Origin of the sequence: Oceanobacillus jeddahensis, assembly GCF_000750635.1 — a bacterium.
GTDB classification, from domain to species: Bacteria; Bacillota; Bacilli; order Bacillales; family Amphibacillaceae; genus Oceanobacillus; species Oceanobacillus jeddahense.
Map to the genome: position 1 here is coordinate 75,259 of NZ_CCDM010000009.1, position 16,496 is coordinate 91,754.

Sequence of the window (16,496 nt, forward strand, 5' to 3'; positions counted from 1 at the left end):
CTTTAGTATAACCAACATGAATATATTCAATCAGCGGATGAATACAAGGGGAGAGCTTACAGTTTATGTAACGCCGAAGGAGCAAGTTAAGAGCGAATCTCTCAGGCAAAAAGACTCTTGTAGGACGCTACTCTGGAGAGTGTTTAAAAGTTTTAAAACTTTTAAACCACCCACGAAGCAAGTATTCACATTTATTTGATCATTATTGTTACATGTGGATACGCAACTTTCTGGTTTGAGGACAGAGACTTCTTTTAGGAGGAGTCTCTATTTTTGTGCCAAAAATTAATTTCTTTGTTTTACCAGCAGATTGTAAAAGGAGAGAATCAGATGAGTGAATTAAAACGTACACCAATCTTCCCAGCTTATGAAAAGGTTGCCAAAACGATTGATTTTGGTGGATGGGATTTGCCAGTTCAGTTTTCGGGTATTAAAGAGGAGCATGAAGCGGTCCGAACAAAAGCTGGTCTGTTCGATGTGTCTCATATGGGAGAGATCTTGGTAACTGGTCCAGAAAGTGCGGACTTTTTACAGACTACATTAACAAATGATATTACTAAACTTGCCCCAAACAAAGCGCAATATACGTTTATGTGCTATGAAAATGGGGGAACGGTCGATGATTTAATTGTTTATATGCTTGATAAAAATGAATACTTGCTCGTTGTAAATGCTGCTAATACAGAAAAAGACTTTGCATGGCTGCAGGAACAAAATAACTTTAATCCCAATGTAACGGTAGAAAATATTTCGGAAAATTACGCACAATTAGCTTTACAAGGACCGAATGCTGAACAAATTTTACAAAAGGTTGTAGATGAGTCGCTCAGTGAAATCTCTTTCTTTCGTTTTAAAAAGGATGTTGTTATGAAAGGGATAGACGGAACAGCTCTCATTTCAAGAACAGGCTATACAGGAGAAGATGGTTTTGAAATTTATTTAAATTCGGAAAATGGAAAAGATTTGTGGAATATTTTGCTTGATAAAGGGATAGAAGAAGGAATTCAGCCTATTGGCTTAGGAGCACGTGATACATTGCGGTTTGAAGCGAATCTTGCTTTATATGGCCAAGAGCTGGCTGCGGATATTTCACCGTTAGAGGCTGGTTTAGGCTTTGCTGTGAAATTAAATAAAGAGGCAGATTTTATTGGGAAAGAAGCACTTAAACAACAAGCAGACAACGGAGTAAAGAGACAGTTAATCGGGATTGAAATGATAGATAAAGGTATTCCAAGACATGGCTATTCTGTATACCAGGGGGATACCGAAATTGGATTTGTTACTTCCGGTACACAATCACCGACATTAAACAAAAATATTGGTTTGGCACTGGTTCAATCAACTTCTACAGAGGTTGGCACAGAGGTCGAAGTGCAGGTACGTAAGCGCCGTTTAAAAGCAAAAGTGGTTAAGACGCCATTTTATCGTAGGTGACTGAGAAGCGTTTCCTGATTTCATTCTATGAAAACAGAGCTTATGAAAAAATGTTTCACTTTATCAGTGTAAGAAATAAGGGGGAGAAAAGATGGAGTTTCGTTATTTACCGATGACAAAGGAAGATAAACAAGAAATGCTGGACGCAATAGGCATTAAAGATACAGATGAGTTATTCGCTGATATTCCAAACAGCGTCCGCTTACAGCAGGAGCTGGATTTAAAAGCGCCTGTAAACGAGTATGCTTTAACGAAAGAATTAACCATGATGGCAAATAAAAATGTTTCAACGAAAGACGTTGTGTCCTTTCTTGGAGCAGGGGTATATGATCACTATATTCCTTCCATTGTTGACCATGTTATTTCAAAATCTGAATTTTATACGGCTTATACGCCTTATCAACCGGAAATATCTCAAGGGGAATTACAAGCTATTTTTGAATTCCAAACGATGATTTCTGAGCTGGCTGGTTTACCAGTTGCGAATTCTTCGATGTATGACGGGGGAACAGCTCTAGCGGAAGCAGTTAATTTAAGTGCAGCACAGACAAAGCGAAAGAAAGTATTGGTTTCAGAGGCTGTGCATCCGGAATATATGCAGGTCATCCATACGTATGCGAAGGGGCAGAATGTAGAAATTGTACCGGTTAAATTAGATCAAGGAAAAACAGACCTTCATCATTTAGAAGCATTGCTGGACGATGAGATTGCAGGCGTTGTTGTACAATACCCAAACTTTTTAGGACAAATTGAACCTATGGAATCAATCCAAAAGCTGTTAGAAGATCAAAAGAAAACAATGTTTATTGTATCCAGTAATCCGCTTGCTCTAGGCTACTTAACGCCGCCGGGAGAATTTGGTGCAGATATTGTCACGGGTGATACACAGGTATTTGGTATCCCAGCCCAATTTGGCGGACCGCATTGTGGGTACTTTGCAACTAGCAAAAAATTAATGCGGAAAGTTCCAGGACGTCTAGTCGGGCAGACCAAAGATGAAAATGGTGTCAGAGGTTATGTATTAACTTTACAAGCCCGTGAGCAGCATATCCGTCGCGATAAGGCAACATCCAACATCTGTTCTAATCAGGCGCTCAATGCTTTAGCCAGCTCTGTTGCAATGAGTTCTATTGGTAAGCATGGGATACGGAAAATGTCTGAGATGAATATGCAAAAAGCCCGCTATGCGAAAAAGAAATTTGAAGAAAACGGGATTTCTGTTGTCTATGATGGTTCTTTCTTCAATGAATTTGTTATCCATCTAAATCAGGATATTTCACAGGTGAATGCTGCATTACTTGAAAAAGGATTCCTTGGCGGATTTGATCTGGGTAAGGTTGATGAAGCCTACCAAGGGCAAATGCTTGTCGCAGTGACAGAAATTCGTACAAAACAAGAAATTGATCAACTTGCTGAAGAATTGGGGGATATGCATGTCTGATAAAAACTTTCCATTATTATTTGAACGAAGTAAAGAAGGCAGAACGAGCTACAGCTTGCCGGAATTAGAAATAGAAGCCTTTGATTTAGAAGAAGAATTAGAGGATATTTATATTCGAAAAGAGCCGCCGAAGCTTCCAGAAGTAAGTGAATTGGACATTATTCGTCATTATACGGGGCTTGCATCCCGCAATTATGGTGTTGATTCCGGGTTCTATCCGCTGGGCTCCTGTACGATGAAGTATAATCCAAAAATCAATGAAGATGTTGCTCGCTTGCAAGGGTTTAGTCACATTCATCCATATCAGGACCCAAGTACAGTACAAGGTGCTTTAGAGATGCTCTATGATTTACAGGAATCTTTAAAAGAAATTACAGGCATGCATGAAGTTTCTCTACAATCAGCTGCTGGTGCGCAGGGTGAATGGACCGCATTAATGATGATTCGGGCTTTTCATGAAGCAAATGGCGACCACCATCGAACAAAAGTCATTGTACCGGATTCCGCGCATGGAACTAATCCAGCATCTGCTGCAGTAGCTGGTTTTGAAGCAGTTACTGTAAAATCAAATGAAGAAGGGCTTGTAGATCTGGATGATTTACGTCGTGTTGTCGGGGAGGACACAGCTGCATTAATGCTTACCAATCCGAATACATTAGGGTTATTTGAAAAAGATATTTTAGAAATGGCAGAAATTGTGCATGGTGTCGGTGGAAAGCTTTATTATGATGGTGCCAATTTAAATGCAATTATGGGCTATGTAAGACCCGGAGATATGGGATTCGATGCAGTGCATTTAAATCTTCATAAAACGTTCACAGGTCCTCATGGTGGCGGCGGACCTGGCTCAGGGCCGGTTGGAGTAAGCGAGGAGCTGGCAGCTTATTTACCAAAGCCATTAATCATAAAGGAAAATAACACCTTTCGTTTTGATTACGACAGGCCACAGTCTATCGGCCGGATAAAGCCGTTTTATGGAAACTTTGGTATTAACTTACGTGCGTATACGTATATTCGGACGATGGGAGCAGAAGGGCTGAAAAAGGTTAGTGAATTTGCCGTGTTAAACGCAAACTACATGATGCGTAAATTAGAAAAAGCATTTCAAATGCCCTATCCGCAGCATTGTAAACATGAATTTGTATTATCCGGAAGTATCCAGAAAAAACTGGGTGCCCGCACATTGGATATGGCGAAAAGGCTGTTAGACTTTAATTTTCATCCGCCTACGATTTACTTTCCATTAAATGTGGAAGAGGGGATGATGATTGAACCGACGGAAACAGAGTCAAAAGAAACGCTTGACTTATTTATTGATACGATGATTCATATTGCAAAAGAAGTGGAAGAAGATCCGGAAACCGTCCAAGAGGCTCCGCATCATACAATCGTAAAGCGGATGGACGAAGCAACAGCAGCACGTAAACCAATCCTAAGGTACGAAGAGGAGTAAGGTATAATAACGAAACATTAATAAAAAAGCTGATTCAGAACAATACTGAATCAGCTTTTCATATTATAAAATGATTTAACAGCTCTCATATGAAGGGGAAAATTATTTATTTTTTCATTTTAATCTTTCCAGTCCACTTTTTAAATCCGCCTTTAAGCTGATAAATATCCTCAAACCCTTTTTTATGCAACAGCTGAGCAGCTCTTGCGGAACGGCTGCTATTTTGACAATACAGGTATACTGGCTTGTCCTTTCTTAATTCGACAAGTCTTTGCTTCATTTGTGTTACCGGTATATTACGTGCTCCCAGAATATGACCTTTATCAAATTCCTGCGGCTCACGTACATCAATTAACTGCGCTTTACGATATCCTTCTACAAATTGGTCTTCTGTCAGTACATTTAAATAAGTCCGTTGTCTATAAAAGCGAAAAATAGTTATCGCAAGCAGAACAACTAAAGCAATGAGTAAAAATGTCATTTTGTTTCCCCCGTCTATCTTTATATTCTACATCTTTATTATATGGGCAGTGATTTTATTTTTCAAAGTTTTTATTTGGCAAACGGATATTTATCCAAAAATAAATCATTTTTTAAGTCAAAGATATCGTTTTTTATAAATGAGGCGTTTTTTCTCTGGCTGGAAGGGAATAAAATAAGTAAACAGCTATAAAACGAAACTTCATTCAGTGGGAGTTTTTCGACGCACAACTCTTTACGATGGGACGAGTAATCGCAGTCCCAGTGGGAAGACCCCGCAGAAAAAAGTGGTCTTCTTTTTTCGAGGAGGCTGAGCTCAAGCCCATGGAAAGTGTAGTGTTTTCTGGGGTTGCGATTACTCACCCCACCATAACCCGTCGCAGCGGTCGGTTAACCTGACAACAATGGTAATCGTAGTCCCAGCCCCAGCTCCAGGACGTCGCGAACTTAGTCTGCTTCCTTAATTCTCCGTGATAAAATAAAAAGTTACTTGCTATTCTGATAATTTACTATATATTGTGTCGGATTGATGAAATAAGTACTATATATTGTTTTTTGGAAAGAGGATATGATAAACTAATAAGTAATCAATCGTAAGACAAGGAGCGATAACATTGACGATCCATTTAGAATCATTAAGACAGGTTAATATTGGTGCGCTTAATGAAGATATAAAAAAATTCGAAGCTGTCCATCCAATTACAGAAGAAATGCATATTACACACCAAGGTGTGTCCAGATTAGTTATGCTGGACCGGTATGCGTTTAAAGATACGGAGAAAAAGACGTTAAAACAAGGCGATTTTGTCGTTCTGACTGTGAAAGCAGATCCGAAATTTCCAGCACGCGGTCTAGGATTTATTATAGATATAAATTGGGAAGATAACAAGGCTAAAGTAGCTGTTGAATCAGATTATGTAGGAGTGTTAGATAAAGAAGAAGAACGAGAGAGCGGTATAATTACGCGATCTCTTGATGTGATTGAAAAACCATTAGAAATTTATTATGAACAAATTGCAAAAAGAAATGCGACGGGACTTTCAGAAGTAGAAGAAACAGAAGAAAGAAAATCCAGATCATTTGATGCATTCTATAATCAACTGGCGTCTATGAACTTTATTCCGGCAGGGCGTGTGCTCTATGGAGCAGGTGCTGAAACGGATGTAACCTACTTTAATTGTTATGTGATGCCGTTTGTACAGGATTCAAGAGAAGGGATATCGGATCACCGTAAACAGGTGATGGAGATTATGTCACGAGGCGGTGGTGTCGGTACGAATGGTTCTACATTAAGACCGCGTAATGCATTAGCCAGAGGAGTGAACGGAAAATCTTCAGGCAGTGTTTCGTGGCTGGATGATATCGCTAAGCTGACAAATTTGGTTGAACAGGGCGGTTCCAGACGCGGCGCACAAATGATTATGCTTGTTGATTCGCATCCGGATATTGTTGAATTTATTATTTCTAAAATGCAAAATCCGCGTATTTTACGTTATTTAATGGAAAACACCGAGGATGAACAAATTAAGCAGCTGGCAAATGAGAAACTGAAATTTACTCCATTGAGTGAAACAGAATTTGACTTATATCAAGGAATTGTGAATTACAAAGCTATACCTGGTCAAGGCGGGTTTACAGATGCTTCCATGAAGCAGGCAACGGATAAATTGCGTGATGGAGGGACTTATTCCGTCCATAACCCAGAATTTCTGGCAGGTGCTAATATCTCCGTTTGTATTACAAAAGAATTTATGGAAGCAGTAGAAAAAGACGATTATTATGAGCTGCGTTTTCCAGATGTAGAAAATTATACAGCAGAAGAAATGAAAGCTTATAATGCACAGTGGCATGAAATAGGAGATGTCCGTCAGTGGGAAGAAATGGGCTATGGCGTTCGTGTTTACCGAAAAGTCAAAGCAAAAGAGCTGTGGAACTTAATCAATATTTGTGCTACGTATTCTGCAGAACCGGGTATTTTCTTTATTGATAATGCGAATGACATGACAAATGCAAAAGCGTATGGTCAACAGGTTGTCGCGACAAATCCTTGTGGAGAACAGCCGCTTGCACCATTTTCTGTTTGTAATTTAGCTGCTGTCAACCTTGCGGAAATGGCAGATAAAAAGACCAAAACGGTAAATGTAGAAAAATTAAAAGATACGGTGGAGACCGGTGTACGGATGCAAGATAATGTGATTGATGCAACGCCATATTTCCTGGCTGAAAATAGAAAGCAGGCTTTAGGTGAGAGACGTGTCGGTTTAGGCGTGATGGGGCTGCATGATTTATTAATTTATTGCGAAACAGCTTACGGTTCAGAAGAAGGAAATAATCTGGTGGATCAAGTGTTTGAAATCATTGCAACAACTGCCTATCGCACATCCATTGAGTTAGCGAAAGAAAAAGGAAGTTTCCCGTTTTTAGTTGGTGAAACAGAAGAGGAAACCAAAACATTGCGTGAACGTTTTATCCAAACAGGTTATATGCAAAAAATGCCTGCAGATATCCGTGAAGACGTGTTAGAATACGGTATCCGCAACTCACACTTGTTGACTGTCGCTCCGACCGGAAGCACAGGTACAATGGTTGGCGTAAGTACAGGCCTTGAACCGTACTTCTCCTTTTCTTATTATAGAAGTGGACGATTAGGCAAATTTATTGAAGTAAAAGCAGATATTGTTGAGGAATATTTAAAAGAACATCCGGAAGCAGCAGACAAAGACTTACCAGATTGGTTTGTTACTGCAATGGATCTGAGCCCTGAAGCGCATGCTGATACACAATGTGTGATTCAGCGCTGGGTAGACAGTTCCATTTCCAAAACAGTAAATGCACCGAAAGGGTATACGGTCGATCAAGTAGAAAGCGTATATCGTCGTCTTTACAATGGCGGTGCAAAAGGCGGTACAGTCTATGTGGATGGAAGCAGAGATTCTCAAGTATTAACCTTAAAAGCAGAAGATAACCAAGCAGGGGAGCAGACAGAATTATTCCCGGATGAGGAAGAAGATAAAAAGGTTGTCCTTATGGACACCATTCAGGAATTGGATAAAACGAATGTAACGATTGGTTCCGAGGTAGGAGATACGTGTCCAGTTTGCCGAGAGGGAAGCGTGGAAGATATCGGCGGTTGTAATACTTGCACCAGCTGTGGAGCGCAATTGAAATGTGGATTGTAAATAAGAAAGAGAGCGGTTCTGTACCGTTCTCTTTTTGTCATATATTAATATTGTCCTAACAATCCTTTTTTCATTGCTATGCGTTCACAGTATTTAAAAAATAGAAGACCGACAATAAAATAAACAGAAGCATTTATCAATAAAAGTACTAACGGAAGCCAACCAATATCCATCAATGTTTGCCCATCAATCATAATATCTCTGACTAAATCAACGCCGATCACAAAAGGCAGAAAATACATGAACGGAGATGCTGCAAGCGGAATAAAGGTCAGCCCTGCCAATAGAAATTGTAGGATCTGTAAAAAAGCTTGAATTTGTTTGTAAACAATGGCCAGTCCTCCAACCATCAATCCAACACCATACATCCCGAAAACGGTTAAAACAAACACTGGAAAAATAGATAACACATCAATATTAAGCCATTGTCCTGCTGTTAGCATGGTAATAACTAACAAAGCAAAAATAATAATTCCGTAAATAATCGTAGTGGCAATTAATCGTGTGCTTAAAATTCGCCAGATACCCATTGGGGACATCGATAATTGTTCAAGCGTACCGCGAATTGCTTCATTTACAATTTCAAAACCAAACATTTGAATGACACTAAGTGCTAAAAACCAGAAGATATAGTTAACAATCACGAATTGAATATTTGCATCCTGTGTCGACGGATCACCAAAAAAATGAATGACTCCAAATAATCCTAAAAAAATAAAGTAAAAAGTTAAAACAAGAGCGATGGTATTAGGTAGATAACGTTTCAGCTCCAGGTATTCTTTCCGCAGATTAGCACGAAACAGGTTAATCCATTGCATGTTGGCAGTCTCCCTCTATAATTTTTAAAAATACTTCATCAAATCGAATTGCTTTCCGGTCAATCGAATCAATTGGCGTACGATTCAATTGCAATACTTGAAAAATCTGATAAATATCTTCACTTTTCTCCAGCTGTACAGTAAGATAACTGTATGCTTGATCCTCCACATATTCATTCGTCGGAAAGCGTGCTGTAATTGCTTCCTGCTGTTCAAGGGACAAAGGTTCATTTAAAGTGAGTTTGTAAGAGCGCACTTCAAATAATTTTATTAATTCGTCCACTCTCTGATCGATAACGACGGTTCCTTGGTTAATAATGACGGTGCGATCGCAAATATCCTGGATAACTTCCATATCGTGGGAGCTGATGATAATGGTACGCTGATAATTTTTAACGATTGATTTTAATATCTCTCTAACCTCTAATCCTGTCTGTACATCCAGCCCCAGAGTCGGTTCATCTAAGAGCATTACTTCTGTATTAGCAAGCATTGCCACGGCTATCGCTAATTTTTGCTGCATGCCGCGGGAAAGCCGATTTACCAATTCATTTTCTTTATCTTTCAGTCGGAACATCTCCAGTAATTCGTCAATTTCCTCTTTGACTTCCTTTCTTGACTTGCCCCTGTTTCCAGCAAAATACTCCAGGTTTTCTTTGACGGTAAGCCGCCAATATAAATTACGATTTCCTTCTAGTACAGCGCTGATATGATGTAACGATTCTAAGCGTTTCTCCGTGTTAGGTACTTCTTTTATCTTTATTTCACCACTATCCGGATATAACAAACCACAGATTAATTTTATTGTAGTCGTTTTTCCCGCTCCATTGGGTCCAAGTAGGCCAAGTATTTCTCCTTTATATACATTAAAATGAACATCCTTGACCGCTTGAATCACTTTTTTTGATTTTCTTTTCCGGTAGGTTTTATTTAAATAGTTAATTTCGATTATTTTCTCCACCTTATCCCTCCTCTTTCTGAAATAATTGTAGCAATTGTCAAAAATCCGAACAACAATCCAACGAAGGAAATAAGCTCCGTCTTAAGACGTATAGTAAAGAATTAAATTCTGTTCTTTTTAATTTGCTTAGATAACAAAAGAGTTGTAATAATGGATGCATGAAAAAGACAATAACTTGAGTTTTATAGAAAAATCAGCTATTATTGAAATAGAAAAAAAGTTTCCTTTGATAAAAAAAATTAATATTCTTATTAAAGGTGTTCATGTTTCCTGATGAAAAAACATAGAAAGGAGCTTTTTTATGCCTACACCAAGCATGGAAGACTACATTGAAATCATTTATAATTTAATAGAAGCTAAAGGATACGCCAGAGTATCATCCATTGCAGAAGCATTAGAAGTGCATCCTTCCTCTGTGACAAAAATGGTACAGAAATTGGACAAGGATAATTATTTAGATTATGAAAAGTATCGTGGATTTGTATTAACATCGAAGGGTAAGAAGATCGGTGAACGACTTGTTTTCAGACACGAGCTGTTAGAAGATTTTCTGGAGCTGATTGGAGTAGATGAAGAACATATATATAATGATGTGGAGGGGATCGAGCATCATCTTAGCTGGAATTCCATTGACAGAATAGCAGATGTGGTTGCTTATTTTAAGGAAGATGAAGAACGGAGAAATGAGTTACAAAAAATAAGCGAAGCAAATAAAGCATAGCCGGTTGTTCAAAGAACGACTGGTTTTTTGATTTCTTTTTTTACATATGGTATAGATTTAATTTGCTTAAGTGACTTAATAAGTAGAGCCATTACAATAGCCTTTTCCCTATCCTCAGATTAAACCAGTACGCATAATGAACAAGCTAAGAAACGTATAAATCAATAAGCACCTAAATGGGATGGAGCGATGTGATGAAAATTGATGCTGTGTTTTCAGGCGGGGGAGTGAAGGGGTTTGCTTATGTTGGCGTATTAGAATCTTGGGAAGAGAAAAATTTACAAGTAGAGCGTGCTGCTGGAACTTCTGCTGGTGCTATTATAGCAGGACTCCTTGCTGCGGGTTATCACAGTAAAGATATTAAAGAATTAATGAAATCTTTGGATGTCCAAAATTTAGCTGATCAGCCACTATTATCAAAGCTATTACCGGTGACAAAGTGGCTATTTCTCTATTTTCAATTAGGATTATATAAAGGAGAGACACTGGAAACGTGGTTGAGAGAAGTACTGGCCAAGCAAAATATATACCAATTTGGTGATTTAAAACCAGGCGCGTTAAAGGTTGTAGTCAGTGATCTATCTTTAGGGAAATTGGTTGTTATTCCAGATGATTTGGAACGTGTTTATGGGTTACATCCGGATACGTTCTCTGTAGCAGCAGCTATTCGTATGAGTGCAGGGTTTCCGTATTTTTTTATGCCAAAAAGAATACAAGGAAAAAATAAAGAAAAAAGTGTTATCGTGGACGGAGGCTTACTCAGCAATTTTCCCTTATGGATTTTTTCAGAAGATGAGGAGAAGAAAACACGTCCAATCATTGGGGTAAGATTAACAGACCCTTCTTCATCTCTGGAACCACGTGAAATTCGAAATGCTCTCCATATGTTTCCTTCCCTTTTTGCAACGATGAAACAGGCACATGATAATCGGTATATTTCCAAACATCAAGCAGACCATATTATTTTTGTTCCCACTCCTGAACAGAACTCCATGAATTTTAATATTACGGAGGAAAGCAGAGAAAAGCTTCGGCAAATAGGGAAAGAGTCCAGTGAGAAATTTTTACGTACATGGAGTGGTTAGGCTTAGTTCTATAAGAAAAGATAATGTGACAGATAAATTAGAAGAAAAAGTGCATTCAAATAAAAGATCTATTTGAATGCACTTTTTCTTAGTGAAAATGAAATTTTAGGAGAAATGAAAAAGGAGCTCAATGTCCAAGCTCCTGCATCTATCGTATTAAAATCTCTTTTAAGATGAAACACGGTTCTTTTTCTTCGCTTTGTTTCCTTCAATGACACGTAAATGACTTGCTTTTTTAGGATTTCTTTTCTTTTGGCTTACTTTTTGAGAACTGGACCCAGTTCGCTTTACAGCCTGCTGGTGACCATATTTAGATTTAGATTGCTTTACAGCCTGCTTATATTTTTTCATATTATCTCGCTGCCGCCCGGATGGTTGCTGCCTGCGTATGAGAAAGAAATAAACCAATCCAAAAATAGCTGCCCCTATTCCAATCGAAATCAATAATCTTGATAGAAATGCGGCTGTATTACCAAATAACTGTGTAAATAACCCGAAAGCCGCAAAAGCAATAATTACATAAACAAAAATAGATACTGCTTTATTTCTCAATTGAAATCCTCCTTTCTCACACATTATTTATGCTTTTATTTTACCATATTATGCTAGAGTACGTCTGTTAAGAGACTTCTACTGAAGCGACATTTATTCGTTCTGTCTAAAAGCGCTGTATCTACTTTGTTCTGTTGAAAACATTTGGGGACGTAGAAGTCATCATCTCCAGCAATAACTGCTCTCTTGTTACTTATTTATTCCCTCTTTCATGAAAAATATTCCCACAGATTTTCAGAAAGATTATTTCATCATACTAGTTTCCCTATTTGGTCATACTAGAGGTGGAGGTGTGTGATAATGAGACGTATGTCAAAAAAACAACAACTAAATGATAATGAAGAATCTGTGTTAAAAAAATCAATGTATACGGGCTTTATCGGAGGAGTTCTATTTAGCTTACTTGCAAGCGCGATGTACTACTTTAATTTTTTGGAGGTTAATCCAAAGTCATATCTGCTAACTTCCTGGGTGTCGAACGCATGGACAGATACATGGTTGGGGGTGCTTTTTACAACGATTCTGGCTGGAGTAGTTTCTTTGCTTGTTGCTTTTCTATATTATTTGGTTTTCAGAAAAATAAAGTATATGTGGGTAGGGATAGTATATGGTTTTATTTTATGGACAATTCTATTTCTTTTATTCCGTCCGATATTTAGTGATATCCCTGCTGTCATGGAGTGGTCACTAAATACCTGGATAACCACGATATGTTTATTCATATTATATGGAACATTTATAGGCTATTCCATCTCCTATGATTATATGGATTCGAAGCAGACCGAAGATATCATCAATAAAAGCTAGCATCTTCCTAGGGTTATTCAAATGAAACGATATATGATAAAATGACTAATGACACTTGAGATTTTGGAGAGGATGAAGCCTTTTGACGAAAATTGATCGCTTACGTGAAACATTAGACGAAAACAAAGTGGATGCCATGATTATTGATAGCCCATATAACAGACGTTATATTACTAATTTTACCGGGTCAGCTGGAACGGCGTTAATTACAGCGGATAAAGCTTTATTTATTACAGATTTTCGTTATACGGAACAAGCTGCTGAGCAGGCAGCGGCATTTGAAATTATTGAACATAAACATGGGATGAATCAAGAAATTGCAAATCAACTCGACAAGCTTGGAGTGAAAAGGTTAGCTTTTGAGAAAAACTATACGACTTATAGTCAATTTGAAGCGTTTCAAAGTCAATTTTCTCAAGAATTAGTTCCTGTGGAAGGAATCATTGAAACATTGCGTATGATTAAAAAGCCTGATGAGTTGGAGATTATGAAAAAAGCTGCGAAAATTGCTGATGATGCATTTGCACATATTCAATCATTTATCGAGCCTGGGGTACCAGAAATTGAGATATCGAATGAATTAGAGTTCTTTATGCGTCGACAGGGTGCGACTTCATCAAGCTTTGATACGATTGTAGCTTCCGGGTTACGCTCTGCTTTGCCACATGGCGTAGCATCCGCTAAAAAAATTGGGGAAGGCGAGCTTGTGACACTGGATTATGGTGCATTATATAATGGTTATTGCTCTGATATCACAAGAACGGTAGCTGTTGGAGAAATTTCTGTAGAGTTACGCGAAATTTATGATATAGTATTAGAGGCGAACCTTCGTGGAGTAAAAGGAACGAAATCCGGTATGACTGGGAAAGAGGCAGATGCTTTAACCAGAGATTATATTACGGAAAAAGGATTTGGTGATCGTTTCGGGCATTCGACAGGTCACGCATTAGGAATGGAAGTACATGAAAGTCCTGGATTGTCGACCCGCTCTGAAGCAGTATTAGAGCCTGGGATGGTAGTTACGGTAGAGCCTGGAATATACGTTCCAGGGTTAGGCGGTTGCCGTATTGAAGACGATATTGTTATTACAGAAGAGGGTAATGAACGGCTGACATTTGCTCCCAAAGAATTAATCCAATTATAATAGGAAGTACATTAACCAAGGGTACAGGAGGAAAAATGATGATTTCAGTAAATGAATTTAAAACAGGTTTAACCATTGAAGTGGACAATGATATTTGGCAAGTTGTTGAATTTCAGCACGTAAAACCAGGAAAAGGAGCAGCATTTGTACGTTCGAAGCTACGTAATTTACGTAATGGAAACATTCAGGAAAAAACGTTTCGTGCTGGTGAAAAAGTAGGGAAAGCACACATTGAAAATAACAAAATGCAGTATTTATATGCTTCTGGCGATGCGCATGCATTTATGGATACATCGACGTATGAACAAATTGAAATTCCTGCAAACCAAATCAAAGAACAGTTAAAGTTTATTAAAGAAAATATGGAAGTTTCCGTGGTCAGCTATCAAGGAGAGATCATTGGTGTTGACCTTCCAAATAATGTTGAGCTTACCGTAACAGAAACAGAGCCTGGAATAAAAGGTGACACAGCAAGCGGTGGTTCAAAACCGGCAACATTAGAAACTGGACATATTGTACAAGTTCCTTTCTTTATTAACGAAGGTGACGTTCTTGTAATTAACACAGCTGACGGAAAATATGTTTCCAGAGCATAATGAATTTTAATAAAGAAAACTAGGCATTCGCCAGGCCTTTTGCGAATGCCTTAGTTGGGGCTGAGGCTGGGGCTGCGATTACTCGCCCCATCAAAAGCATTGCACTTATGCTTTCTTAAAGTGTAAAAAAAGCAGTTTGCTAATCTTAGCAGGCTGCTTTTTTATGAGAAAAATTAAATTGCAGCGTTTCCATCCCTTACTTTATCTCCTTTTTATCAACTTTTAAATTATATCACGGAGAACCGCCGGTAAAACTCCCACTGAATGAAGTTTCAATTTATATCCCTCCCATAAAGAAACAGTCCTCAGGGCATAATTTCATTTTAAAATCATATATCTCTAAGTAAAACAAGCTAATTGTATTTTTTAAAAGCGGGGTTTTACGATGAATGAAATTTTGCGGCTTTTCCCACCATCTTTTCAAGGACGAATAGAAGATTTAGTAGGTTATCGTTGGCCACAGCTCCAAGAAATTCGAGTACGTATTCATCAAAAAATAGAATTTATTTTTGATTCCTCTATATGCTGGCTGGACGAGCCATTACCGGATAAAAAGGAAGTTATTTATATCCTGAATCAGCTGAGTGAATATTCATTATATCGAATGGAAGAAGAATTGCGTAATGGATTTATAACGATTGAAGGCGGCCACCGTGTCGGAATTGCAGGAGGAATTATCACTGCGGATAAAAAAGTAAAAGCGATTCAACCTGTATCCTTTTTCAATATTCGGATTGCCAAGCAAAAAAAAGGTTGTGCAGATATACTAATGCCTTATATCTATGATGGAGCGTATCATCATACTATGATTCTTGGAGCTCCGCAATCTGGAAAAACAACGATGATACGAGATATTTGCAGGCAAATAGCTAGCGAGACTAATACGAGCCGTTCTAAAAAGGTAACGATTGTGGATGAGCGTTCAGAAATAGCGGCATCTATTCGAGGCGTTCCACAACATGATATAGGGGTAAGAACAGATGTTTTAGATGCTTGTCCAAAAGCAGAAGGGATGATGATGGCGATTCGTACGTTATCTCCTGATATTTTAATCGTTGATGAAATCGGAACGGAGAAGGATGTAGAAGCGATTATAGAGGCATCGCAGGCAGGAGTAAAAGTTATTTGCACGTTGCATGCAGGAAGTATAGCTGATTTATACCGCCGTCTATCCATCCAAAAAATATTGCAGGAATCTATTTTTGAGCGATTTTTACTCCTTGGGCAAGGAAGAAAAATAGGTAAACTGATCGATGCTTTTGATAGTGAAGGGAAAAAAATGAGTCTTAAGCAAAGAGGTGGTGAAGTTGAAGTGGATTGGCGTGCTGCTTTTAATTAGTATGTCTACCATACTTGGATGGGAATGGGGAAGAGCATTAAAACAACGTCCAAAGCATATTCAATTACTATTACAATCGCTTCAGATTTTAGAGGCGGAAATGGTTTATAGCCAGGTTCCATTACAAGAAGCCTTTCAAATAATTAGTAAAAAATTAAGAGGTCCCATCGCGATATTTTATCAAGAGCTTGCAGAGGAGCTAAAGAATAAAGAAAAAGTTTTTGATGATATATGGGAAGTGTGTACACAAAGATTAATTGGACAATCTTCGCTGCAAAAAAGTGAGCAGGAAATATTGATTCAATTTGGAAGAACGCTTGGCCAGCATGATATTGAGCAACAACAAAAACACTTAAAATTAACGAATCTTTATCTAGAAGAGCAATGGAAAAATGCCACAGAACGCTTTCAAACGTACGGAAAGTTGTCAAATGTGTTGGGATTACTGTGTGGTATTTTTTTGGCACTTTTGTTTATGTAAAGATA

At 38.3% G+C, this 16,496-nt stretch carries 15 protein-coding genes and 1 riboswitch; of the genes, 11 read left to right on the plus strand and 4 right to left on the minus strand.

Annotation, left to right across the window (positions count from 1 at the left end; all coding sequences use genetic code 11):
- Window positions 1–37: 37 nt before the first annotated feature.
- Window positions 38–127, plus strand: a riboswitch (glycine riboswitch).
- A 203-nt stretch (window positions 128–330) separates the two neighbouring features.
- The 3 genes from gcvT to gcvPB all read left to right on the plus strand — a co-directional run bounded on the left by gcvT (window position 331) and on the right by gcvPB (window position 4,328).
- The gene (gcvT, locus tag BN986_RS24735; RefSeq protein WP_040985425.1) at window positions 331–1,434 is read left to right on the plus strand and encodes a glycine cleavage system aminomethyltransferase GcvT; all 1,104 of its coding nucleotides are present in this window, start codon (window positions 331–333) and stop codon (window positions 1,432–1,434) included.
- A 91-nt stretch (window positions 1,435–1,525) separates the two neighbouring features.
- On the plus strand, window positions 1,526–2,875 hold the full coding sequence (gene gcvPA, locus BN986_RS24740) for an aminomethyl-transferring glycine dehydrogenase subunit GcvPA (protein WP_040985306.1): 1,350 nt from the start codon (window positions 1,526–1,528) through the stop codon (window positions 2,873–2,875).
- Window positions 2,868–4,328, plus strand: a complete 1,461-nt coding sequence (gene gcvPB / locus BN986_RS24745) for an aminomethyl-transferring glycine dehydrogenase subunit GcvPB (protein ID WP_040985307.1) — start codon at window positions 2,868–2,870, stop codon at window positions 4,326–4,328. Before gcvPA ends, gcvPB begins: the two co-directional genes overlap by 8 nt.
- A gap of 106 nt (window positions 4,329–4,434) precedes the next feature.
- On the opposite strand, the gene BN986_RS24750 is transcribed toward gcvPB, so the two are convergent.
- Window positions 4,435–4,809, minus strand: coding sequence for a rhodanese-like domain-containing protein (locus BN986_RS24750; RefSeq protein WP_040985308.1), 375 nt, complete (start codon window positions 4,807–4,809; stop codon window positions 4,435–4,437).
- A gap of 613 nt (window positions 4,810–5,422) precedes the next feature.
- On the opposite strand from BN986_RS24750, the gene BN986_RS24755 reads away from it, so the two are divergent.
- Entirely contained in the window at window positions 5,423–7,987 is a 2,565-nt protein-coding gene (locus BN986_RS24755) for a vitamin B12-dependent ribonucleotide reductase (protein WP_040985309.1), read from the plus strand.
- 44 nt (window positions 7,988–8,031) lie between these two features.
- Here BN986_RS24755 and BN986_RS24760 read toward each other — a convergent pair whose 3' ends face one another.
- Window positions 8,032–8,805, minus strand: coding sequence for an ABC transporter permease (locus BN986_RS24760; protein WP_040985310.1), 774 nt, complete (start codon window positions 8,803–8,805; stop codon window positions 8,032–8,034).
- Complete coding sequence (locus BN986_RS24765) at window positions 8,792–9,766, minus strand: ABC transporter ATP-binding protein (RefSeq protein ID WP_040985311.1); 975 nt, start codon at window positions 9,764–9,766, stop codon at window positions 8,792–8,794. The genes BN986_RS24760 and BN986_RS24765 overlap by 14 nt, the downstream gene beginning before the upstream one ends.
- 301 nt (window positions 9,767–10,067) lie before the next feature.
- Between BN986_RS24765 and mntR the strand changes: the two genes are divergently transcribed.
- Both mntR and BN986_RS24775 read left to right on the plus strand, forming a co-directional pair.
- Complete coding sequence (gene mntR, locus BN986_RS24770) at window positions 10,068–10,487, plus strand: transcriptional regulator MntR (RefSeq protein ID WP_040985312.1); 420 nt, start codon at window positions 10,068–10,070, stop codon at window positions 10,485–10,487.
- Window positions 10,488–10,681: 194 nt separating this feature from the next.
- Complete coding sequence (locus BN986_RS24775; protein ID WP_040985314.1) at window positions 10,682–11,572, plus strand: patatin-like phospholipase family protein; 891 nt, start codon at window positions 10,682–10,684, stop codon at window positions 11,570–11,572.
- A 168-nt stretch (window positions 11,573–11,740) separates the two neighbouring features.
- Here BN986_RS24775 and BN986_RS24780 read toward each other — a convergent pair whose 3' ends face one another.
- Window positions 11,741–12,124, minus strand: a complete 384-nt coding sequence (locus BN986_RS24780) for an SA1362 family protein (RefSeq protein WP_040985316.1) — start codon at window positions 12,122–12,124, stop codon at window positions 11,741–11,743.
- Between the two features lie 300 nt (window positions 12,125–12,424).
- Between BN986_RS24780 and BN986_RS24785 the strand changes: the two genes are divergently transcribed.
- From BN986_RS24785 to spoIIIAB, 5 genes are all read left to right on the plus strand, one after another.
- Window positions 12,425–12,931 (plus strand): YqhR family membrane protein, encoded by a 507-nt coding sequence (locus tag BN986_RS24785; protein WP_052401153.1) that lies wholly within the window; start codon window positions 12,425–12,427, stop codon window positions 12,929–12,931.
- 82 nt (window positions 12,932–13,013) lie between these two features.
- The gene (locus BN986_RS24790; protein ID WP_040985318.1) at window positions 13,014–14,075 is read left to right on the plus strand and encodes a M24 family metallopeptidase; all 1,062 of its coding nucleotides are present in this window, start codon (window positions 13,014–13,016) and stop codon (window positions 14,073–14,075) included.
- Between the two features lie 38 nt (window positions 14,076–14,113).
- The gene (gene efp / locus BN986_RS24795) at window positions 14,114–14,671 is read left to right on the plus strand and encodes an elongation factor P (protein WP_040985320.1); all 558 of its coding nucleotides are present in this window, start codon (window positions 14,114–14,116) and stop codon (window positions 14,669–14,671) included.
- Between the two features lie 385 nt (window positions 14,672–15,056).
- Window positions 15,057–16,010 (plus strand): stage III sporulation protein AA, encoded by a 954-nt coding sequence (spoIIIAA, locus tag BN986_RS24800; RefSeq protein WP_040985322.1) that lies wholly within the window; start codon window positions 15,057–15,059, stop codon window positions 16,008–16,010.
- Window positions 15,973–16,491 (plus strand): stage III sporulation protein SpoIIIAB, encoded by a 519-nt coding sequence (spoIIIAB, locus tag BN986_RS24805; protein WP_244445098.1) that lies wholly within the window; start codon window positions 15,973–15,975, stop codon window positions 16,489–16,491. The genes spoIIIAA and spoIIIAB overlap by 38 nt, the downstream gene beginning before the upstream one ends.
- Window positions 16,492–16,496: the final 5 nt, after the last annotated feature.